Below are 20,761 nucleotides of genomic sequence, written 5' to 3'. Positions count from 1 at the left end.
AATTGGGAACGTCCTGGGGTGGCCTTCTGTCGGGGCCCTCGGCTTGGGCAATTTCGACGCAGCTGAATTACGCGCTTGTTCCCTGGCAATGCAATCGCCAGGTCCCGGTCGTGCTTCCAATCGCACTGCTGCTTGCCTTGCTTTCGCTTCTCGGCGGCATGCTTTCTTGGCGGGCAAAGCGGCAGGGGGGCGCGGCTTTCAAGCCGGAGCGCACGCGCAGCACCGAACAATTCGTCGCCGATCTCGGCATTCTTGCGGCTTTGCTTTTTGCCCTCGTCATCGTCATGCAGGGGAGCGCCGCGCTCATCCTTGACGAGTGCCTGCGATGAGCTTCGAGGCTTTCCTCTCAACATCGATCTGCTATGGCGCCGGCGCGCCCGAAGCGGGATGGACACTTGCGTTTCCCATCACGCTCCCTCTGGCCACAATCGCGCTCATCTATTCGATCGGAGCGAGCCGGCTGTGGCGCCGCAGCAGCCGGGGCCGCCCCGAGCGGACGCGACAAGCTCTGTTGTTCGTCGCCGGCTGGAGCCTACTGACGGGAGCGCTGGTCAGCCCGATCCATGCGCTTGGCGAACGGGTGTTTGCCGCCCACATGATCGAGCATGAACTGCTGATGGCGGTGGCGGCGCCGCTCCTTGTCGCCGCCTGCCCCGGCGCAGCCTTGATATGGGCATTGCCGGCCGCATTCCGCCGAGGAACGGGAATGCTCACGCACGGCAAGTTTCTCCAGGCGGTCTGGGCCGTTGCCAGCCGTCCCCTCAACGCAACCGCCATCCACGGTATCGCGATCTGGATCTGGCACGTCCCCGTACTGTTCGAGGCAGCGCTTCAGCAGGGCGTCCTGCACTATGCCCAGCATGCGAGCTTCCTCGGCACAGCCCTGCTGTTCTGGTGGGTGATTCTGCCGCGTTCCGGCCGCCAGCAGGCCTATGGCAGCGCGGTCATGCATCTCTTCTTCACCTCGCTGCACACGGGTCTACTTGGCGTGCTGCTGCTGTTGTCGCCCAAACTCTGGTATCCGCAGAATGCCGCTGGCGCGGCGCTCTGGGGACTGACCCCGATCGAGGACCAGCAGCTCGCCGGCTTGGTGATGTGGGTTCCGGCTGGCCTGATCTATGGCGGAGCCGCCTTGCTGCTCGCCGGCCTTTGGATAAGCAAGAGCGGAATCAGGGAGGCCACCGATGGGCTCCGGCCTGGCTAGGATGACCGGCGGCGCGCTCGCCGCCATCCTGCTGCTGACCGCCGCCGTCGCCGGGGCGACCTTGTGGTCGGACCGGCGTGATCGTGTTCGGCACGAATCGGACGTTGCGACCGGTGGCGTGGGCGCGCGCGCCATTCCGATCATGACCGCGAATGGCTGCTCGGGGTGCCATACAATCCCCGGCGTGCCAGGGGCACAAGGCCAGGTTGGTCCGAGCCTCGATTCCAGCCTTGCCGACCGGGTCTTTATCGGCGGGGTGCTGGCTAACAATCCCGAGAACCTGATCCGCTGGGTACGAGAGGCCAGGGAGATCAATCCGCACACGGCGATGCCATCGACAAGGATTACGCAGCAGCAGGCGCGCGATATCGCCGCCTATCTCTATGCCCTCAGATGATTAGCCTTCGCCGCCGCGCCGGGACCACAAGCCACGACCGGGGTCATAGCCGACCACTGCCCCAAGGAAAAACCCGACGAGGCAAGCGAGAACGACGAGAGCCGAAACGGGATCGAAGCGCAGATAGAGGGCGAAGCGTATCAGCTCGACCGCCGAACTGAACGGGTTCCATGCGGCGATCATTGCCAGCACCGGCCCAGCCTCGGCGAGTCGCCATATCGGATAGAGAGCCGTCGAGGCGAAGAAGGTCGGGAAGATGACGAAGTTCATCACGCCGGCGAAGTTCTCCATCTGCGTCGAGATCGACGAAACCAGCAACCCAAACGCGCCGAGCATCAGGCCGGACAGGACGAGCGCCGGAAACACGGCCAGATAGCCTAGAACTGGGGGGCGCACGTCCCAATAGCGCGCGATCAGCAGGAACAGATAGACCAGCGGCAGACTGACGATGACGCTCGCAAGCAGCCGCGCGGCAAGTAGGTACCAGCGCGGAAGCGGTGCCGTCAGCAACAGCCGCATGCTGCCCATCTCGCGGTCGTAGACCATGGCCAGCGAACTTGCCATGGCATGGAAGAGCAGCATCATGGCCGCCAGTCCGGGGACGACATAGACTTCGTAGAGCACGTAGGTCTGGTAGGGCGGCGTGATCGACAGGCCAAGCACCGAGCGGAACCCGGCGGCGAAGATGGCGAGCCAGACCAACGGCCGTATGATCGCCGAGAGCAGCCGGCCACGCTGCCGCAGCGTTCGCAACATCTCCCGGCGCAGTATGCCTGTAATGGCCCGCAGCGCGTGACGCCTTTTCATGCCGCCTCCGTCAGCACATCGAACGCATCGGCCATGCTGGCGACCGCAAGATCCGCCGCGACGCGGCCGGCCCCGCCAGCCCAACGCAGCCTGCCCTTATGCAGCACCACCAGGTCGTCGTCGGCCGACACCTCTTCCAGGAAATGCGTTGCCCAGAGAACGGCAATACCTCGTTCCCGGCAGAGCGCGCGCACATGCTGCTCGATCGCCCGGCGCCCAGGCACGTCGAGCCCGGTCGTCGGCTCGTCGAGCAGCAGGATGCGGGGCCGATGCATCAGGGCGCGCGCGATTTCGACACGTCGCCGCTGACCGCCCGACAGTGAACGGACCGGCTCGTCGCACCGGTCAAGGACCTCCAGCCGTTCGAGTTCTTCGCGCAACCTCGTTTCGCAGACGCCGGCCGCCAGCCCGTGCAGGGCGCCGTGATAGCGCAGATTTTCGGCGGCGGTGAGATCGAGGTCGAGCGCCTGCTGCTGGAAGACAACACCCATCTGGGCAAGTGCGGCGGCCGGATCGGCCCGCATGGAGTGGCCGAACACATCGATCTGGCCGGATCGGGCATGATAGAGGCCGGTGACCAGCGAGAACAACGTCGTCTTGCCGGCGCCGTTGCGTCCGAGCAGTATGCACATTCTGCCTTCCGCGACCGAGAACGACACGGCTTCGAGAACCCGCCGCTGTCCGAAGCTGTGTCCGAGACCTTCGAGTGACAGCGCCTTCATGGGCCGATCACCACTCCCCAGGGGCCGCGTCCCACCGGCACCGACTTCACCACCTCCTCGTCTTCAAGATCGATGAACGAGATGTCCCCGGAATTGCCATTGGCGCTTACCAGGCGCTTCTGGTCATCCGACAGCGCCACATGCCACGGGCGCTGGCCGACGAGGTAGAGGCGGCGCACGGCCAGCGTCCTCGTATCGACTTCGGCAATCCGGTTGGCCGGACCAAGCGCCACATAGGCAGTGGCGCCGTCGCGGGTCATTTCGATGCCTACCGCCTGGACGCCCTCGCGGCGGATACCGGGAACCTCGAACTGGACCTTGCCGGCCTCAGCACGAGACGTAGTGTCGAAGACGGTCACGGTTCCGCGTATTTCGGAAGACACCCAAAGCTGCTTCCCATCCGGCGAGAACGACGCCGCGCGGGGACGGGTGTCGACCAGGAGGTTGTCTACGAGGTCGAGCGTGCCGACGTCGATGAGGTGCACCATGCTGGTGGTCTCAGAGGTGCAGGCAACGTAATGGCCGTCGGCACTGACCGCCATACCCTCGGGTTCGACCCCGACGTCAACGGTACCGATCACCTTGGCGGACGCGATATCGACGACTGAGACCAGATTGTCATTCTCATTGGCGACGAACAGGCGTTTGCCGTCAGGATGCACGACAAAAAATTCCGGATCGACTCCTGAGGGGAGCTGGCCGGTCACCTGCCGTTTGGCGAGATCGACAATGTCGATCCGGTTGTCGTCGCCCACAGCCACGAAGAGCAGCTTCTTGTCGACCGAAAGCGCCATGCCGCGCGGGCGCCTTCCAACGTTGATGGCCGTGGAGAGGCTCATGCCGGCGCCCTCCACCACCGCCACTGTGTTGTCCTGCTCGTTCGATACGTAGATCGTCTCCGCTGCGGCAGGTCCGGCGACAATCAACACCGACAGCAGGATTGGGATCACGACCTGCATGCGCTCTCCTCGAGGTCGACGCCCAGCGTGTCCAGGGGCGTGCGCTGATGCAGGAAACCCGGTTGCGGTGAGCTGGAGACGAGCAGCCGCGGCCCCGCTATCAGGATGGGCTGCCGCATCTGGCCGTCCCATGACCGGAAGCTGAGCCCCTGCCCCTTGAAGCCGGCGAGAAGGAAGTCGTCACTGCGCAAATATGCCGTGATCGCCGAAGCATCGAGGCTGCGCAGGCGTGTTGCCGCTTCTCCGACGCTGCGCACGGCGAGCCAACCGGCGTAGTCGTAAGCCGTCATCCAGCGCCCGGCCTGCTTGCGGAAGCGGTCTTGAAGTTGCGTTGCGCCCCATTCCTCGTTGACCGCGCTCCAGCCGGTCGCCACGATCCCCTGCGTCCCGGCGACCGGCCGTGGTAGCGCGGTTCGGCCCTCGAGATAGGCGCCGAACTCGTCCGCCTCGTCGGCGACGACCAGCACGTCGTAATCGCCGACCTGGGTGGCGGCCGGTATCTCGGTCTGAAGCGTGACATGTCCCGTGTCCGCACGACCATTGGCAGGCCGGAACGTCCAAGGCTTGTCGACGACGATCTCGGCGCCGAAGTGTGTCGCCGCGCGGCGCAACGCTGCAGCCAGCGCCTCGTCAGCAGGATGCGGGCCGACCAGCAGAAACCAGTGCTGCCAACGCTTCCAGATGAGATATTGCGCGAGGCCGTCGGCGAGCATGGCGCGACTTGGAACGGTATGCAGGAGGTTCTTGCGGCAGTGCTGCTGGCGGAGCGCATCGTCCGGCGCACGGCTGTTGAACAACAGCATCTTGTCTGCTCCGGGTGCTGCGAGAGCCTGGTTCAGCGGGGCCGCATCGAGGTCGGCCACGACGAAAGTGACGCCGCTCGCGGCAAGGCTGGCGATTGCTTCGGTGGGCGCTTCGCCTGGCTTCAGCACGCGTTCTTCGAGCTGGAAATGCTGGCCGAGGAAGCGGCCGGTGCCGCCGTCATCGGCGATGCCCAGCCGGGCCCCCTGCAGGCCGTCATCGCTGACGGGCTGGTCAAGCGGTCCTAAAGGCAGGGGTGGCGTGCGCTCCTGGCCGATATAGCCGACCACCATGGCCTGCGGTGCGGCGGAGCCGGGGGCAGCGGCCAACAGGAGCAGCACGATCGACAGCACCAGTCTCATTCCGCTCCGCCTGCCTGCAAGCTGGCCGGCCCACGCGGTGAAGCCGGTCCGCCACCCCGCGCAATCCCGACATCGCGCACGATAGCTGCCGGCGAGCCTTCCAGAACGACGAAGCGGTCGGCCAGCGACGAGACCTGGGCCAAATTGTGCGTGACAATAAGCGCGATGGGCGGCCGGGTATTGAAAACCTCACGCAGCAGGAGGCTCATCGTGTTCGCCGTCGCCTCGTCGAGCGAAGCGAAAGGTTCGTCGAGCAGCAACAGCGCGGGCTCGACGGCAAGCGCGCGGGCGAGCGCCACGCGCCGGGCCATGCCTCCGGAGAGACGCTGCGGATATTCGTTTGCGTGATCCTCAAGGCCTACGGCGGCAACCCACCTCGATGCCTCCTGCTCCCGCCCGGGGATCACGAGTTCGACATTGCGCAAGACGGTCAGCCAAGGGAGCAGACGCGGTGTCTGGAACATCATCCCGACAGGAAGCGCGCGTCCCTCCACCACGCCGCGGAATTCGCGGTCGGTGCCTGCGACGATCGAGAGCAGCGTCGATTTGCCAACTCCCGAGGGCCCAGCGATCACACAAACCTGGCCGTGCGGCACATCGAGAGCGAAGTCCCGGAACACGGTCCTACCCTGGCCCTGGCCGGGAATAGCGAAGGTCTTCATCTCTATCCTGATGGTCAGCATCAACGCCGCCACACGCCAAGTCGGCCTTCCAAAGGCCCGAGCAGGCCGTACTCGATGGCCAGCATCACCACTCCGAAGCTTATGGCATAGGCCAGGATGTGGGACACGTCGAAGTTCTGGAAATAGATCTGCAGCTGGAATCCAACCCCGTTGGAGCGGCCAAGCAATTCGGCGAGCAGCACGATCTTCCAGGTCAATGCCAGTCCGCTGCGCAGGGTGACGAGGAAAAACGGTGCCAATTGCGGGAGCACGATGTAGCGCAGCGACCTCGTTCCGGTGAAACGATAGACCTCGGCCATTTCCGTGAGGTCCTTGTCCAGCCGGCTGGCGCCCTCGCGAATGGTCACTACCACATTGGGGATCTTGTTGAGCGCGACCGCGAACACGAGCGCGGTCTCGACCAGACCGAGCCAGACATAGATGAGGATGACGGTCACCAGCGCCGGCACGTTGAGCAGCAGAACGACCCATGGCTTCAACCAAAGATCAGCATCACGCGAGCGGCCGGCGGCATAGCCAAGCGCGGAGCCGACCACGATCGCGACGGAAAGGCTCACAATCACTCGCGTTAGCGAGACGCCGAGGTGAAAAGCGAGTTCGCCCTGCAGCGCCTCTTGCAAGAGGACGATGGTGACCTCCAAAGGGCTCGGCAACAGCCGGCTGGCCACCACCGATGCCGCCGCCTGCCAGATCAGAAGCATACCAAGCAGCGCCGCGACGCTCTGCCATCGCTGGGCATTGGCGGAAGCGGCCAAGCTGTTGCTCATGGATGCGGTCTCAAGCGGGTATGCTCCAAAAGATGCCGGGATCGAAGCCTTTCGCCTTGCCGACCAGAGCTTCACCGCCCAGATCGGCCAAAATTGAAAACAGGCGCGCCGCGTCGTCGCGCTCCTTCCTGCCGAAGCGGCGGGGGATTCCATCCCGATAGGCGTCGCGCAAGGCGGCCTGAAGCCGGACATCATCTGTTCCCAGTTGCGGCGCCAGCGCGTGCCATTCGCTGTCGGAAGTGGCAAGAAGCGACTTGGCGGCCATTACCGTTTTCAGGAAACCGCTAAGAACCGCAGGATCAGCACGCGCCCAGTCTTCATGGAAGACATAGCCGAGCATCGGCAGCTCGCCGGAAACGCCCAGCCCCTCCAGAATCTGTCCAACGTTCAGCAACCGCTGGGCTCCGGCGGCTTCGAGCTGGGCCGCGAAGTTCCAGAATGTCAGCAACCCGTCGAGCCGGCCTGCAAGGAATTCCTGTTCGAGCAAAGGCGGCGCTCCGAATACAGGCTGCACGCTCGCGGCGAGGTCGCGTCCCGACTGTCGAAGGTTAAGCGCACGCAGCAAGATCCAGCTCTTGTCGAGCGGGCCGCCCGCGACCCCGAGCCGTTTGCCATCGAAATCCGCTAGCCTGCGGACGGGGGAACCGGCGGGTAGCTCAAGTGCGCCGACCACGCGCGAATAGGGAACAAAAACAAGATCGGCGCCTTCCGCGCGCTGGCGCGTCACCCACACCCAATCCGATACGATGACGTCGACGCTGCCGGCCAGCAACGCGGTCTTGCCGGCTTCCGTGCTGGCAAGACGCCGCACCTCGAGAGAGACGCCGTGCGAAATGTCCAGCCCATATCGTTGGACCACGTCGACTTCCCAGGCGGCCGTGCCAAATCCGAGCACGCCAAACCGGACAGGGAGGGATTGCCCAGACGCGGCTGCAGTGGGACCGGCCACGATCAAGGAGGAAAGCGCTGCAAGAACCGCGCGCCGCGATATAACGGGCCAATCGGCTCGGGTGAGCCACTCACGTGGAGGATTCGAGATCAGCACGAGCGCACCGGTGTGGCGGACCCCCCCTAACGCCGGGCTGGCAGGAATGTTCCTCCTGGTGCGCTGACCATCGGGTACGCCTGCGCCGCCAATAGGAGTCGCTGCGGGGTCCGGGATTTAGCGTGCTGGAGCAGGCGGCTGATTCAAGGCGGCGATGTGAGCTTGCCTTTTCATACGGTTCCGCTCGGCGCTTAGCAGCTCTTCCTCGCCCATAAGCCCGTTCAGGAAAAGCTTCAGGACATGGGACGCGAGTGTCTGTGCCTGCGGGCTGTCGAGCGGAATATCCCGCTCGTTGCAGGCGGTCCGACAGACTCGGGTGAGCATTTCCAGTTCGTCGGACATGACGACTTGACCCGGAAACAACATGGCTCCTCCGTCCCGCAGATGTGCATTGAACGCTGCAACATGACTCCGCGTGCCCCTTGAGTCTTTAACAAATGATGTGAGCAGGCGTCTTGGTCGGAAATGTAGAGTCTTTTGGAGTTCGAACTGCACACCGGCGAGCGATAAACGCAGCGCATTGGGTTTGGCGTTCTCCGGCAAATCCTCGTCCGCACCCGCGCGGAAGGGCGGGCAGCCGCCGGATGCACAGCGCTCCGGGAGCACATTAATCTGACCGGCATCTGCGAGGCGTCATGTCGTTTCGTTGGAGATTGGCACGGCTTCTTTAGATAAAGGCTCTGAAACGGTCGTTACAAAGTCAATTAAGTTTCTTCTGCAACTAGGCTGAGGATGTGCCAGACGGCACAGATCAGCCGTATTCCCGGGTAGCAGGTGGTGTTCCTCGCGGGGATGACCAGCGGGTGATCAGCCGGGATGCGCGACATCTTCTTGCGAGTTTTTCAAATCTGCCGGTGTTTAGTTTTCGTGCGCTACTCCACGCTGCATGGATGGTGACGTCGAATATGCGCAGCTTGGGCTCTGATTAGAGAAATACGATTGACGGAGGCTCAGCAGATGGGAGATCGGATAGTCCTGCTTGAATCCGAATTGATCAATGCGGCTGGTTCCAAAGGCAATCCAATTTGCTTAATGCGGGTCACCAGCTTGTTGGCCAAAAGCTACGCTGGAACGCCTCGAACAATGCACAGCCTGGATGCCGAAACGGCTCTGACAGCGTCACCCAATCCATTGAATCCGTTCGCAGCTTTTGCCATGCTGGCAAATCTGAGGCCGCGAAGAGATGGCGGCTTCTGGAAATTCTCTGCAAATTCCAGACTGCCTTTATGCGCTTTTTTGGACGAACACACGGCGAACAGACCTCAACAGCTAGGTTATACTCCCTCGTAAGCGATCCTGATCAACGCTGGTCCTCTTCAATCCAACCGACAAGGGCGGCTTTCGAGCCTCGCCCTTTTGACTACGACTTCGAGTTCACGGCCGAGTCGAAGCCGTCCAGCTCCTCGCCGATCTCGACAAGGGCCTTTCTGACTGTGTCCTCAACTTCCTGTCGTTTCTTCGGCGGCATCAGGCCCAGCCCCTTCAGCATCGCCTCGCGCCAGTGCTGCCCCCTCCCCCACGCTTCCGAGAACGCTGTTGCAAGGTCATCCTTGCGACGGGTCGCCTCCAGTGCCTCGACGAGGAGGCTGGCCTGATGGACGTCTTTTTCGCGCTTGGCGACGCCGTTTGCATCTGATTTCCTGCGAGAGGCGACGATGAGCTTGTGAACTGCATACCGTTCCGGCGACGGCACGGTTACAGGCACCCCTGACCGATGCAGCATCACGGTCCGGATGGGCTCGTGGATCAGGAAATCGAGGAAACGCAAGGGCTGCGCCGAAGCTCCGCCCAGTGCTGGCATCGGACTGGCGCGGTCGGTGTAGTCATCCGATCCCCGGTTCGGCGTAAGGAACTCGACCTTGTATCTCGTTGCATTCTCGAATTGGGTCGTGTGTCCGGGATCCGATCTATGGGGGATCTCCCTGAAGGTTGGATCAATCTCTCTCAAGATTTCCAGGATCGGCGGCAGGGTGTCTTCGACTGACGACGAAGTCGAGTAATGCTGCGCGAAATCGGCATCGCCGGTTTGCAATGAAGCACCAGGCAATCTTACGCCGAGATGTCCCGCATACGTCTGGAAGGCAACCGTACCGACGAGCACGCCTCTTAAGCGGAAGATTCCTGCTGCTCCGATGGCTTCAACGACATCGCCAGTGAACCGGTCCGGTGCGGTCAGCCCTGCTTCGCGAGTCAGCGTGGAGACGAGTTTCCGTCGGCTACGGAGGTCTTCCTTGATCTCTTGGAAGGCTTCAACGCGTTTCGCGATCTCGGGATCGTCGGACGGGCCGACATACTTCCGCGTTTTCTTGGGTTGGGTTTCCTCAAAATACCAATAGCCCCGCCCCTTCACCGGAACCCGGACGAAATTTCCCGCCGTGGAGAAGTCGGTTACGAACGATGCATCAAGGCAGCGCTGAACGAGTTCCGCATACATCGTGCGATAAACGAGATCGACCGTCTTCATGCGTCGGCTCCGTTATAAGAAAAATGCGTTTCTCTTATAGCGGCATGAGCTGAAGCGACGCAAGTGACGTTATAAGACAATTGCAGAGGTCTTATAACGCTGCCACATCGCCAACCATACAGGCGCGGCGATCGATGCCGGGTGCTTCGACACGGAGAAGTTCCGTTTCCACGGCCCGGATGGCTTCGAGGTGGACTACGCCGGGCTTGCCAACTACTTCAAGTCCATAGCATTCGACGGTCGCTAGATCCCTCGAGGCATCATCATCGTCGAAGGTGACTATGTCGCCTGCCAAACCTGGGTCGAGGGACGCTTTGCCCGCGAATTCACACAGTCGCCCGTCGGCCCCCCTTGCCTCCGAACCGCCGGCGTGTGACCTGGGATTTGTCCAACATTTTTCGTTTCGACGATGAAGGCTGGCTCATTGAGGAGTGGGTGCGGACCGATTACCCGGAGTTTCCTTCACCAATTGGTGCGGAAGGCCGATAGGCCCGTGACACCGCGACGCTTCAAGCGATCTCCGCGACTACTCTGGCTCTTGCCCGGCCCGGCGACATTGTGCGGGTAAACTGAGAAGATGGTGGACGGAGGCAGGCAGTACGGATTCAGCTGAGAGCAGGCCGAGGCGCTGATAAGGCGGGACAATGATGGCAACAAGCTCCAAGCTTCTCGGCGAAACTTAAGAAGCAGTCGCGCGTTGGACGCGATTAAGCCATTTCGTCTTGGGTATGGGGCGGTGAGTGGTCATGCCAACGTCGCGTAAGGCAATGCAGGGGTCAACCGCTCATCAAGCGACGTCGCCAACGCGTGAGCAAGCCAATTTGGCACTGCCCACTTTTCGGCCCGTCCAGCTCGCAACGCTCGTGGACGTCGTCCCTGCCGGCGACCGCTGGATCCACGAAATGAAATACGACGGCTATCGCATTCTTGTTGCGGTCGGCAGCGGCGAAGCGCGTGCCTACACGCGATCTGGCCTGGACTGGTCTCACCGTTTTCCGTCCATTCTTTCGGAGGCCCGCAAGCTCCAGGTCCGCTCTGCCCTGATTGACGGAGAGGCCGTCGTTGTCGATGCCGACGGACGATCAAACTTCCAGGCGCTTCAGAACGCATTAAAGGGTGCGCCAGCCACTATCGACTTTTATGCGTTCGACCTCCTTCAACTCGACGGCGAAGATCTCACGAAGCATCCTCTCCTTGAACGCAAGGAAAAGCTCCAGAGAATTTTGCCCGCGAAGAACCCGGTGCTTCGTTATTCTGATCATATTCTGGGGCGCGGAGAAGAGCTGCTCGGCCGCTTTTGCGCAGCCGGGCTCGAGGGGGTGGTTTCCAAGCTCGCCGATTCGCATTATGTGGCGGCCCGCGGCGGAAACTGGCTCAAGATCAAGTGCATCAAGCGGCAGGAGTTCGTGATTGTCGGTTGGACGCCGTCCGAAAAGGTCCGCGCGTTCCGGTCATTGATCCTTGGAGTGCATGATGGCGGCAAGCTGCGTTATGCCGGAAAAGTCGGTACCGGCTTCGATACAGCTGAACTTTTCCGTCTCATGGAGATCATGGCACCGCTCGAGCAGAAGGCCGCGACCGTCGCGGCGCCGCGAGCCGAAGTTCGCGGAGCACACTGGCTTCGCCCCAAGCTGGTCGCGGAGATTGCCTTCGCCGAGATGACTAACGAAGGAACGTTGAGACATCCGAGCTACCTCGGTCTGCGCGAAGACAAGAAGCCGGAGGCGGTCATGCTGGAGACGGAACGTCGCACAGCCAAGCTGACCACGTCGCCGCGGAAGACCATCGCCATCAGCAATCGTGACCGCGTGATCTATCCGGAGTCGAATATCACCAAGGGTCAGCTCGCCGACCACTACGCGGCCGTCGCTGAGATCATGCTTCCTTGGGTTGGGAGTCGACCGATCAGTCTGGTTCGGTGTCCCCAAGGCCGGGCCAAGAAGTGCTTCTTCCAGAAGCATGATGCCGGGAGCTTTGGCGACAAAGTCCACCACGTCGGTATCACTGAAAAGGACGGCCAGGAGGAGCCATACCTTTATGTCGACGATGCCGATGGGCTGATGACCTGCGTACAGATGGGAACGATCGAGCTGCATGGGTGGGGAGCTCGGATCGAGGATATCGAAAAGGCCGACCGCCTCGTTTTCGATCTCGACCCCGATGAGGGTCTCGATTTTGAAGCTGTCCGCGCCGCAGCTTTCCAGTTTCGTGATATTTTGAAGTCATTGGGGCTTACGACATTCCCGATGCTGACCGGAGGCAAAGGAGTGCATGTGATCGCGCCGCTCACCCCTCAGGCCGAGTGGCCGCAAGTGAAAGACTTCGCGCATCGCCTCGCGCAAGCGGTCGCTCAAAGCGATCCCTCTCACTTTACGGCCGCGTTGTCGAAGAAGCGCCGGAAGGGTCGCATCTTTGTGGACTATTTGCGCAACCAGCGTGGGGCGACCGCGATCATGCCCTATAGCGCAAGGTCCCGATCGGGCGCTCCGGTCGCGGCGCCGATCACCTGGGCGGAAATGAAGACGATTGATGCGCCCTCGCATTTCCACGTCGGCGACGCTTCTGAATTGAAGAAACGCGCACTCAGCAAATCTCTGGCGGGATGGGGGCGAGCCGACCAATCATTGCCAAATTTGTAGCCCCACTCCGCGAAGGCAGTAAGGCTGGATAAGGGCTTCGTTGCCTTGGCCTGATTGGAACCTGCGAAGATTGGCCCCGTTTGCCTCGACCATGGCAAAAACCGATTCGCGGACAGTCGCCAGCCTCCTAAGGGAATACGGACATCGCACGGCGCTGCGCGGGGACAACCCCTATCGCACCAAAGCATATCTGCGCGCTGCAGACAGTCTGGCTGCGTTGTCGCAGCCGCTCGACCGGATCATCGCCGCGGGCGCCCTCATCAGGATCCCGGGGATCGGTAACGCGATCGCAGATATTGTGCGCAAGCTCTATGAAACGGGCACACATCCACGCCTTGAGAAGCTGCGGGAAGAGGTCCCGGCGGGTGTGATGGAGTTGTTTGCCATACCAGGGCTTCGGCCCGACAAGATCCTGAAGCTTCATCAGGCCCTCGGCGTGAACTCGTTGGCTGAGCTCGAAGCCGCCGCAAAGGCAGATCGAATCCGGCCAGTCAAAGGCCTCGGTGCTTCGCTTCAGACAAAGATCCTGCACAATCTGGCCATCGCGCGAAGCGGCGAAACACAACTTCACCTGCACAAGGCCGCCGCTCTTCTCGAACATGCTGTCGTGTTGGTGAAGCAAGAGCATCCCGAGTTTTCGCGCGTGGAAATTGCCGGTGATTTCCGGCGCGGTTGCGAACTGGTCATCGACCTCGCACTGGTCGCAATGGGGAAGAAGCGGACCGCGATCGAGCAGTCCACCCTCACACTTGTGGTCACAGACAAGAAGCACTTTGGCGCGAGCCTTCTCAAAGCAACCGGTTCGGCCGCCCATCTTGAGCAGTTGAAGATGTACGCGACCGAGAGAGGGTTCGCCCTCAAACCCGACGGGCTCTATCGCGCGAGAAAGCTGATCGCAGCAGCGACAGAGGAGGAAATCTACGACGCGTTGGACCTGCAGTTCATCGAACCGGAACTGCGCGAAGGCAGGGACGAGATTGAGCGGGCAGCGAGCCAGCAGTTACCACCCCTCGTCCGGGACGGAGATCTGCATGGCATCCTGCATTCTCACACGACCGCATCCGATGGCACCGAAACGCTTGAGGCAATGGCTGAAGCGACACGTAAGCGCGGGTTTGAATACTTTGGTGTCGCCGACCATTCGCAGTCTGCCCACTACGCGGGCGGGCTCACACTGCAGGAGATCACTGAACAGCACCGCGACGCGGATCGGCTGAACACGAAGTACGGTGGTAAATTCCGTGTCCTGAAGGGCATCGAGGCAGACATCCTGGCCGACGGCTCGCTTGACTATCCGGACCACGTCTTGAAGCAGTTTGATTTCGTTGTCGCGAGCGTGCACAGCCGCTTCAAGTTGCCTAAGAAAGAGCAGACGGAGCGTATCATTGAGGCAATCGCGAATCCCCTCACGACAATTATCGGGCACATGACCGGTCGCCAGTTGTTGCGTCGTCCCGGCTATGAGCTGGACGTCGCCAAGGTCCTCAGAGCGTGCGCAAAATATGACGTCGCTGTCGAAATCAACGCGCATCCGTGGCGGCTCGATCTCGACTGGCGGTGGCATCAAAGGGCGCTCGACTACGGCTGCATCTTCAGCATCAATCCGGACGCTCATTCAATCCGTGAACTCGACCACATGCATTGGGGTGTCGAGATGGCCCGCAAGGGAGGAGTGCCCAGGACGCGGGTTCTCAATGCGCTGGGTTTGGCAGCTCTGCTTGCGCACCTTTCAAAGCGCAAGTCCGCGTCAAAGGCCGACGGCAAGCGCCGCTCGCCTGGGCGGAAAGCTGTCGCATGAGGCCCGAGCTCTAGCGGCTGCAAACAGGCAACGGTTCTACCAGTCGCTGCCTGGTGTGATCCCTCGGAGCGCTGGCAACGCGATGAAAGAACCTCATAACGCTCTCTTTCTTGTGGCGGTCAACATGCCCCTCGCAGCTTAAGCGAGAGCATGCAGAAGCGCTCTGCTTTTCGGCGTTAGACCGGCGTTTTACGTTTTGGATGCGAGGAACCAGTGGACCAGGTTCGGAATCGTCTGGCAAAGTCGTGGGCCTGTCATGGCCGGGCTTGTCAATCAGGTCGATGCGGTTCGGCTGTACTTCATCGCTACAGGCGGAGCTATGCACCGGCTCCAAATCCAACCGGAGGTCCTGGCGTTCCGGATATGAGCTGAACGTTACGTTGCCCCCAGTTTCTATCCAATTCTGAGTTCGTTTCCGGCGTTGGGTATGCCCTGCTGGGCGGGTGGAGCGACGGGCGCTGGCGCGGAGCCGTTGGCGTAGCGCAGCGCGAGCGACCGTCGCGGGGTGAAGGTGCTGGCGAACTGGCCAACTCGGAGTCCCGTTCGGATCCAAAATATGAGAGAGCCAGCTTGGGGACCGGGCGCCGCGCGAAACGCCGCCTGGGATGCTATGCCGCCTGCGGGCCCAGGGATGGCGCCCCTATCGCCAACGTAGCATCAGGTTCTGCATGAGCCTTCAGTCTATATCGTTAGGACCATAGACCTACTCCCGGAACCTAGGGGCCTTGTTTTCGTTGGTCGAAATGGCGTTGGCAGCTACCGACGCCGCCAACCAGGCAACAGGAGGAATTTCACAATGATGCGGAAGATCCTAACTACGATAGCGACGGCTGCTCTCATGTCGACAGCGTTCTGCACGGCCGGTGCACAGGCCGCAAATACCAGCAAGCCCGCTACCCAGACGGAGGCTGTTGCCCCGGTCATTGATGGCAAACTCGTCTCGAAGATCATGGGAGCCGCGGTCTATGACAGCAGCGCCGATGACGCGACGAAGATCGGCGATGTTAATGACATCGTCCTGGACAAGGACGGGAACGCCAAACTCGTCGTCATTGGCGTCGGCGGTTTCCTTGGCGTGGGCGAAAAAAATGTGGCCTACGACTTCAACAAGCTTGAATGGATCAACAAGAAGGGCGATCGCTGGTTGGTCGCAAAGACGACCAAGGATGAGCTTAAAGCTCAGCCTAATTTCGATACGAAGGCTTACAATACTGCGGCAATCCCAACGGCCCAGCCGACCAACAGCATGGCCGACAGCCAAGCGGCTAATGGCAAAACCGATACGACTGCGACGGCCTCGATCGACAAGTCGACCTTGACCGAAATGCCGTCAGACAAAATCAGTGCCGCGAATTTGATCGGAACCAACGTCTATGGCGCAGATGATGCGAAGGTCGGCGAGATCGGCGACGTTATCCTGACCGGTGACAAGAAGGTCGACTCGATAATCGTTGATGTAGGCGGCTTTCTGGGCATCGGCGAAAAGGAGGTCGCCGTCGGTATGGAGAACCTCAAGTTCATGACCGACAAAAACGGCAACCGTTACCTCTATACGAACTTCACCAAGGACCAGCTGGAGGCGCAGACTGCCTACGACAAGGCAACTTACGCACAAAACCGCGACAAGCAGCGTATCATCGTCAATAAGTAAAAAAGTCATCTCGAAGCGTTCGCCTTGGGGCGGGCGCTTCGGCAGCCAAATAGCAGGAGCGGACGTGAAACTAGCCGACGAGGTCCGTCATAGCTCTGAAGATATCAGCGACCTCGTTCTGTCTGATGTCGCACCCGCGCTTCATCGACGAGCTAAGGTCAGCCACCAGTTTTTGCTGGATAAAGCAGCGATGGAATGAAAATTTACATCGACCGACACCTGCCGGCGTACCATCAGATGGAGAGGCGAGGACGTGCGCCTGGAACCGTTTCCGGTGTGCCACGAAATTGTTGAAAAGCTCTTGGACGAGTTGCGCCTTCATCATCTGCACGTCTATTTAATCGCTTCGCGCGCGAAGAGACGCGGTCAAAGGGGCTGGCCTGACCTGGCGGCACTACCAAAGCGTTATCAAGATCCATGAGAAAGCGATCGATGACGAACAGCTTCGCTGCCTGGGGATTTAGATCTCACGCCTTATAAGGATCTGAAGGATTACCCGTTGCTCCGGCGTTTGGTCCAAGCATCGAAGTAACTCGTTGCATGGGATGGTCTAACGTACCGAGACAGCGGGAAATCGGAGCAGCCGCATTGTCAAATTTTCTCGCCAGTGGAACTTCCCGACGGACTGCAGGTTCGCCTGCATAGGGACGACTGAGGCTACTTCGGCCTGTTGCAGGCGGAGCGCCTCGCCAACAGGAGACGGCCATGAAACATCAGACACTTGCGGAACTGCATGGGGTCGCGGAAGTCGAAGCATCGTTTCCGGGTATGACGCGGCGCCAGCGTTTGGAACACTGGGCCATGCTGCTCGAGCGAAATCCCGAGCGGTGCCTCGCCGCCTTCCCCGGGACGGAATACATGACCTTGGACGTGCGCGACAAAACCCAGTCCCTCGGCTCCGCGCTGAGCATCGCTTTCGCCGATCCAACTTTGCCGACTGAAGGGCTGAAGAACGATACGTATGGCGAAGCGAAGCGCTTTTTCGAGCTTACGGATTGGCAGTTGCACGCTATTGTCTGCCATTGCCATGTCGGCGGGACGATGAAAGCCGGATGGGCTGCCGTTCAAGTTCGGTCTGCCATCAACAAAGAAGGCAAGCTTTTCAGCAAATTGCGCGAAGCGATTGCCCATTGGCCGGTATTCCGCATTTTAACTCACGCGAGGGAGTAAGAGGCGACCGAGCAAGCTGAAATAGGCAGGTGACCGGAAAAGGTCCAAGCACACGAACGACGGTATATCTTGGACCCCGACATCGCTACCTGTGACAATAGCGGGCGAGCGTCAAGTACGGATATGCCCGGGCGAAAGCCGGCAAATGGCATGATGAAGGGCTCCGACCGGTTCATTCTCATCCGACCGGGCTTCCTATCGCTTGCATCTCCGGGCGGGAGAAAGCGAAGCGATGCTCCTGGAAGGCTGAAGGTTCAGCAGAGCTTCGGCGTGAAGAGCCGGATGGCTGTCCCGTCGCGAAATCGACGAGCTCCTCCCGGCAATCAACAAATCCCGCGTCAGGGCAGTACAGCACCAGACGCGGAGGGGGTGGCGCCGCACCATGCCGCAATGCAGGGACTCCTCGCTTTCTGCCATCGCAATCAGATCGAGATGCGATATCGCACAAAAATCACGGGGATCGTGCGAACTGCCTCGAGGGTGACCGCCGTGCTGGTTGGGGAGCATCGGATCGAAGCGGAATGCGTCGTTGCCTGCGCCGGCCCCAACAACCGCGATATCGCATCTCTGGCGGATGTGCCGTGAACGGATTCGGCATGCGCATCGAAGCGATGGCACTGGAGCACCTTCATAAAGCCGGCGATCGCGCTCATAGATAGCCTGGCGTATTTCCACCAGACCTCGCGCGGCGAGGTGGTCGGTGGCACGGAAGTGCACGAACGGCCACGTATGTCGCTCAAGGTCGATTTTCCGGTGATGGCTAACATGGCCAACATCTGCCTGGATATGTTCCCCCAGCTGGGCGAGGTCCGCATACTGCGCCATTGGGCGGGGGGCCGCGTCGACGCCATGCCGCTTTCCTCTGAGCCGAATATCCATCGCCAGCGCGGGGTGATGGGGCCTGGGGCCATCTCCGTCGCGACCAGCATATCCTGCTTGAAAGGCCGTCCACCGGCAGCTTTTCGATGAAGTCGGGCCTGACCGTGGCGGGTCGATAACGTGCGAGTTCGACCAGTGTCGGACCCACAACCGCAAAAGTCCTCCGCGAGCCTCAGCCCATGTGCTGTGAGATCATTTACTCGGAGCCATCATGTCTCCAGCATGAGCGGCAAACTACCCTAGAGTTCATATGCAAGGCGTGGCATCACAAACGAGACGCTCCAAATTCAATTAGCTTTAGCAAGTGCCGGGACTAAACATCAAAGTTGTGAATGCAGCCTGCTGGCCATCCAGTCCGTGACCTTCTCGCTCAATGGACGCGATTGCCATTCGTCCAAACTGATCTCCTTTGATCGCTTGAGGTCTTCGTTGAACAAGTCGATTTGCGTGCGCGCAAAATCCCGGCCGAAGACGTTCAGAGAGGCTTCGTCGTTCAGCCGCAAAGACCGCTCGTCCAGATTGGTTGAACCAAAGCTCGTCCATACATCGTCAACGATCAGGAGTTTGGGGTGGTACATGGTGGGCTGGAACTCATAAATCCGAACTCCGGCCTTGAGCAAATCACCCCAGAAATAGCGAGAGCCTTTTCGAACGATGGGAACATCTGTCAGGCCGTTGGGACAGATGACGTCAACCGCCACCCCTCTTTTTCTGGCGTCCAATATTTGCTGCAAGGCAATGTTATCGGGGACGAAATAGGCCATCCCTATCCGAAGGTGTTCTTTGGCGGCGGCTATCGCAGCCAACATCATCAGCTCCATGCCTTCGGAGCCATTTGGCTGAGAAGATAGCACCAGTTGAGCATTTAGTGCTCCCGCTGCTTCCGGTGGCGGGTAGAACTTCTCTCCCTGCAAAGTCTCGCCCGCGGTCTCGAGCCAGTTCTCAGCGAAGGCTGCCTGGAAGGCGGAGACAGCAGGGCCCTCGATCTGGTAGTGGGTGTCGCGCCATTCATCAGGGTTGCGGGCGTCCCCCAGCCAGTTGTCTGCGATACCCACCCCGCCGGTAAAGGCGAACCGTCCGTCAACGATCAGCAGCTTCCGATGCGTCCGGTTATTCACCCGGTCAAGCGTGTACCAGTAGATAGGCCGGTAGCGCTGAAACCGCACGCCCGCGCTTGTCATGATGTGGATGAGATCCTCGTCGAATGGCAGACTGCCGACCCCGTCCACCAGCACACGAACCTCGACGCCCTTCCGCGCTTTCGCGGCCAAGGCATTGGCGAACTCGTAGCCGACCGTTCCGGACCAGTAGATGTAAGTTTCCATGTCGATGGTCGACCGAGCCGCATGGATGGCCTGCAGCATCGCTGGGAAGATCTCATCTCCATTGACCAGCGTTTGCACAGCGTTTGCCTCGAATACCTGTCCTTGCGAATAAGCGGCCATGCTTCGCGCGAATTGTGGATCGGTCGCGTCAAAACGATGCGGCACGATGGATCGCAGGACACGCGGTTCGGCTGTGAGGTTTATGGCCACCAGGGTGAAGAAACACGTGGCAATTGCCACCGCGACATACTTGAGAGCGTCGAGGCAACGGGCGAACCTCCGTCCGGTCGGGACGGCATTTCTGAAAGCCGACAATGCACCGAAACTTTTAGGCCGCACTTTGGTCCCCTTTGACCTGCCAAGAACTATTGAAATTGATGCGGGTTCCACCCCTCGTAAGGCCGATACGAGCAAGTGGGCACCATTGTAGAGGATGAACCTCGCCGCCAGCATCGTTCATGAGCAGCGGCCTGATTGCGTCTGCGGCTGCCGCCGAGCGGGCTCAGGAGGCTGCCTGATGGCCAGGCCGCGGCATACACCCGATGGTTTCATCGCCGTCAGGTCGAGGCTTTGGCCCGGCTACCGCGTGCCGGAACCCGACATTGCCGGTTTGATCGGCATCGATCCCAAGACTCTGCGCAAGGACATCGATAGGAACTTCATCACCTCAGACCAAGGCCAACGACAGGTTGCCGAGAACCTCTTTCGCAAGGCCGCCGGTGAAGGCCGCGAGGCAGTGACGGCCGCGATCTTCTCGTTGAAGTCGCGGGCCCGCTGCAGGGAAGCGATGCTCTGACCGATACCCGAGCATAGGCGGCGAGATTGCCCAGGTTGGCTTCGACTATCAACTTTGGGATGGTCTTGCGCGGCTTCCCGGCCTGGCTGGCCAACCCCGCCTTTGAGCAGATGATATTTGAAGGCCTGGACGATCTGGAAACACGGTTCTTCGCGCCTCAGGCGCCGAGGGGCGATTGCTCGAGCGCTTCCAGGCGAAGGCCGGCTCACTGGCGCCAGCCGCGGTGCGGGAGATTTTCGAGACGTTTGCGCGCTTCGAAAGTGCCTATCCACGTGCCGCGCGTGTGCAGGGC

The 20,761-nt window shown here is 60.8% G+C and carries 21 protein-coding genes; 11 read left to right on the top strand and 10 right to left on the bottom strand.

Features of this window, described 5'->3' with window-relative positions:
- Positions 1-110: 110 nt before the first annotated feature.
- The 3 genes from FJ960_RS30110 to FJ960_RS28205 are packed head-to-tail and all read left to right on the top strand — an operon-like array spanning position 111 to position 1,601.
- Positions 111-329: a hypothetical protein gene (locus tag FJ960_RS30110; protein WP_246672994.1), complete on the top strand. Its 219-nt coding sequence runs from the start codon at positions 111-113 to the stop codon at positions 327-329.
- Positions 326-1,204, top strand: a complete 879-nt coding sequence (locus FJ960_RS28210) for a cytochrome c oxidase assembly protein (protein WP_140718416.1) — start codon at positions 326-328, stop codon at positions 1,202-1,204. The genes FJ960_RS30110 and FJ960_RS28210 overlap by 4 nt, the downstream gene beginning before the upstream one ends.
- The gene (locus tag FJ960_RS28205; RefSeq protein WP_140718415.1) at positions 1,185-1,601 is read left to right on the top strand and encodes a c-type cytochrome; all 417 of its coding nucleotides are present in this window, start codon (positions 1,185-1,187) and stop codon (positions 1,599-1,601) included. Before FJ960_RS28210 ends, FJ960_RS28205 begins: the two co-directional genes overlap by 20 nt.
- Here the strand turns inward: FJ960_RS28205 and FJ960_RS28200 are convergent, their stop codons facing one another.
- The 9 genes from FJ960_RS28200 to FJ960_RS28160 all read right to left on the bottom strand — a co-directional run bounded on the left by FJ960_RS28200 (position 1,602) and on the right by FJ960_RS28160 (position 10,211).
- Complete coding sequence (locus FJ960_RS28200) at positions 1,602-2,408, bottom strand: ABC transporter permease (RefSeq protein WP_140506191.1); 807 nt, start codon at positions 2,406-2,408, stop codon at positions 1,602-1,604.
- Entirely contained in the window at positions 2,405-3,130 is a 726-nt protein-coding gene (locus tag FJ960_RS28195; protein WP_140718413.1) for an ATP-binding cassette domain-containing protein, read from the bottom strand. Before FJ960_RS28195 ends, FJ960_RS28200 begins: the two co-directional genes overlap by 4 nt.
- Positions 3,127-4,089, bottom strand: a complete 963-nt coding sequence (locus FJ960_RS28190) for a PQQ-dependent catabolism-associated beta-propeller protein (protein WP_140718411.1) — start codon at positions 4,087-4,089, stop codon at positions 3,127-3,129. The genes FJ960_RS28195 and FJ960_RS28190 overlap by 4 nt, the downstream gene beginning before the upstream one ends.
- Entirely contained in the window at positions 4,077-5,252 is a 1,176-nt protein-coding gene (locus FJ960_RS28185; protein ID WP_140718409.1) for an ABC transporter substrate-binding protein, read from the bottom strand. Before FJ960_RS28185 ends, FJ960_RS28190 begins: the two co-directional genes overlap by 13 nt.
- The gene (locus FJ960_RS28180) at positions 5,249-5,935 is read right to left on the bottom strand and encodes an ATP-binding cassette domain-containing protein (protein ID WP_140718407.1); all 687 of its coding nucleotides are present in this window, start codon (positions 5,933-5,935) and stop codon (positions 5,249-5,251) included. Before FJ960_RS28180 ends, FJ960_RS28185 begins: the two co-directional genes overlap by 4 nt.
- The gene (locus tag FJ960_RS28175) at positions 5,935-6,702 is read right to left on the bottom strand and encodes an ABC transporter permease subunit (RefSeq protein ID WP_140718405.1); all 768 of its coding nucleotides are present in this window, start codon (positions 6,700-6,702) and stop codon (positions 5,935-5,937) included. Before FJ960_RS28175 ends, FJ960_RS28180 begins: the two co-directional genes overlap by 1 nt.
- A 10-nt stretch (positions 6,703-6,712) precedes the next feature.
- The gene (locus FJ960_RS28170) at positions 6,713-7,747 is read right to left on the bottom strand and encodes an ABC transporter substrate-binding protein (protein WP_140718403.1); all 1,035 of its coding nucleotides are present in this window, start codon (positions 7,745-7,747) and stop codon (positions 6,713-6,715) included.
- Positions 7,748-7,864: 117 nt separating this feature from the next.
- Positions 7,865-8,290, bottom strand: coding sequence for a hypothetical protein (locus FJ960_RS30105; RefSeq protein ID WP_246672993.1), 426 nt, complete (start codon positions 8,288-8,290; stop codon positions 7,865-7,867).
- Positions 8,291-9,107: 817 nt separating this feature from the next.
- Positions 9,108-10,211 (bottom strand): GSU2403 family nucleotidyltransferase fold protein, encoded by a 1,104-nt coding sequence (locus FJ960_RS28160; protein ID WP_140506207.1) that lies wholly within the window; start codon positions 10,209-10,211, stop codon positions 9,108-9,110.
- Between the two features lie 746 nt (positions 10,212-10,957).
- On the opposite strand from FJ960_RS28160, the gene ligD reads away from it, so the two are divergent.
- The 7 genes from ligD to FJ960_RS28125 all read left to right on the top strand — a co-directional run bounded on the left by ligD (position 10,958) and on the right by FJ960_RS28125 (position 18,438).
- The gene (gene ligD / locus FJ960_RS28150; RefSeq protein ID WP_140718401.1) at positions 10,958-12,850 is read left to right on the top strand and encodes a DNA ligase D; all 1,893 of its coding nucleotides are present in this window, start codon (positions 10,958-10,960) and stop codon (positions 12,848-12,850) included.
- Positions 12,851-12,941: 91 nt separating this feature from the next.
- A complete protein-coding gene (locus FJ960_RS28145; protein ID WP_140718423.1) occupies positions 12,942-14,648 on the top strand; it encodes a DNA polymerase/3'-5' exonuclease PolX in 1,707 nt (568 codons plus the stop codon).
- A gap of 796 nt (positions 14,649-15,444) precedes the next feature.
- Entirely contained in the window at positions 15,445-16,299 is an 855-nt protein-coding gene (locus FJ960_RS28140) for a PRC-barrel domain-containing protein (protein ID WP_140718399.1), read from the top strand.
- A gap of 64 nt (positions 16,300-16,363) precedes the next feature.
- On the top strand, positions 16,364-16,498 hold the full coding sequence (locus tag FJ960_RS30230) for a hypothetical protein (RefSeq protein WP_281406157.1): 135 nt from the start codon (positions 16,364-16,366) through the stop codon (positions 16,496-16,498).
- Positions 16,499-17,004: 506 nt separating this feature from the next.
- Entirely contained in the window at positions 17,005-17,469 is a 465-nt protein-coding gene (locus tag FJ960_RS28135) for a hypothetical protein (RefSeq protein WP_140718397.1), read from the top strand.
- 150 nt (positions 17,470-17,619) lie between these two features.
- Positions 17,620-18,054 (top strand): FAD-dependent oxidoreductase, encoded by a 435-nt coding sequence (locus tag FJ960_RS28130; RefSeq protein WP_181174345.1) that lies wholly within the window; start codon positions 17,620-17,622, stop codon positions 18,052-18,054.
- 144 nt (positions 18,055-18,198) lie between these two features.
- A complete protein-coding gene (locus FJ960_RS28125; protein WP_140718393.1) occupies positions 18,199-18,438 on the top strand; it encodes a hypothetical protein in 240 nt (79 codons plus the stop codon).
- A 230-nt stretch (positions 18,439-18,668) separates the two neighbouring features.
- On the opposite strand, the gene FJ960_RS28120 is transcribed toward FJ960_RS28125, so the two are convergent.
- Positions 18,669-20,012, bottom strand: coding sequence for a phospholipase D-like domain-containing protein (locus FJ960_RS28120; protein ID WP_246672991.1), 1,344 nt, complete (start codon positions 20,010-20,012; stop codon positions 18,669-18,671).
- Between the two features lie 178 nt (positions 20,013-20,190).
- On the opposite strand from FJ960_RS28120, the gene FJ960_RS28115 reads away from it, so the two are divergent.
- Positions 20,191-20,469 carry a hypothetical protein gene (locus FJ960_RS28115; RefSeq protein ID WP_140718391.1) on the top strand — a complete coding sequence of 93 codons (279 nt, stop codon included), beginning with the start codon at positions 20,191-20,193 and terminating at the stop codon, positions 20,467-20,469.
- The last annotated feature ends 292 nt before the right edge of the window (positions 20,470-20,761 follow it).

This window comes from Mesorhizobium sp. B2-3-11 (genome assembly GCF_006442215.1).
Taxonomy (GTDB): domain Bacteria; phylum Pseudomonadota; class Alphaproteobacteria; order Rhizobiales; family Rhizobiaceae; genus Mesorhizobium; species Mesorhizobium salmacidum.
The sequence above is the reverse complement of the archived record's forward strand: the minus strand, read 5'-3'. Positions and strand labels throughout refer to the sequence as shown.

Excerpts from the sequence above, each read along its gene's own strand:
- FJ960_RS28210 (WP_140718416.1), top strand. The coding sequence starts at position 326 with ATGAGCTTCGAGGCTTTCCTCTCAACATCGATCTGCTATGGCGCCGGC.
- FJ960_RS28205 (WP_140718415.1), top strand. The coding sequence starts at position 1,185 with ATGGGCTCCGGCCTGGCTAGGATGACCGGCGGCGCGCTCGCCGCCATC.
- FJ960_RS28200 (WP_140506191.1), bottom strand. The coding sequence starts at position 2,408 with ATGAAAAGGCGTCACGCGCTGCGGGCCATTACAGGCATACTGCGCCGG.
- FJ960_RS28195 (WP_140718413.1), bottom strand. The coding sequence starts at position 3,130 with ATGAAGGCGCTGTCACTCGAAGGTCTCGGACACAGCTTCGGACAGCGG.
- FJ960_RS28190 (WP_140718411.1), bottom strand. The coding sequence starts at position 4,089 with ATGCAGGTCGTGATCCCAATCCTGCTGTCGGTGTTGATTGTCGCCGGA.
- FJ960_RS28185 (WP_140718409.1), bottom strand. The coding sequence starts at position 5,252 with ATGAGACTGGTGCTGTCGATCGTGCTGCTCCTGTTGGCCGCTGCCCCC.
- FJ960_RS28180 (WP_140718407.1), bottom strand. The coding sequence starts at position 5,935 with ATGCTGACCATCAGGATAGAGATGAAGACCTTCGCTATTCCCGGCCAG.
- FJ960_RS28175 (WP_140718405.1), bottom strand. The coding sequence starts at position 6,702 with ATGAGCAACAGCTTGGCCGCTTCCGCCAATGCCCAGCGATGGCAGAGC.
- FJ960_RS28160 (WP_140506207.1), bottom strand. The coding sequence starts at position 10,211 with ATGAAGACGGTCGATCTCGTTTATCGCACGATGTATGCGGAACTCGTT.
- ligD (WP_140718401.1), top strand. The coding sequence starts at position 10,958 with ATGCCAACGTCGCGTAAGGCAATGCAGGGGTCAACCGCTCATCAAGCG.
- FJ960_RS28145 (WP_140718423.1), top strand. The coding sequence starts at position 12,942 with ATGGCAAAAACCGATTCGCGGACAGTCGCCAGCCTCCTAAGGGAATAC.
- FJ960_RS28140 (WP_140718399.1), top strand. The coding sequence starts at position 15,445 with ATGATGCGGAAGATCCTAACTACGATAGCGACGGCTGCTCTCATGTCG.
- FJ960_RS28135 (WP_140718397.1), top strand. The coding sequence starts at position 17,005 with ATGAAACATCAGACACTTGCGGAACTGCATGGGGTCGCGGAAGTCGAA.
- FJ960_RS28130 (WP_181174345.1), top strand. The coding sequence starts at position 17,620 with ATGATGAAGGGCTCCGACCGGTTCATTCTCATCCGACCGGGCTTCCTA.
- FJ960_RS28125 (WP_140718393.1), top strand. The coding sequence starts at position 18,199 with ATGTCGCTCAAGGTCGATTTTCCGGTGATGGCTAACATGGCCAACATC.
- FJ960_RS28115 (WP_140718391.1), top strand. The coding sequence starts at position 20,191 with ATGGCCAGGCCGCGGCATACACCCGATGGTTTCATCGCCGTCAGGTCG.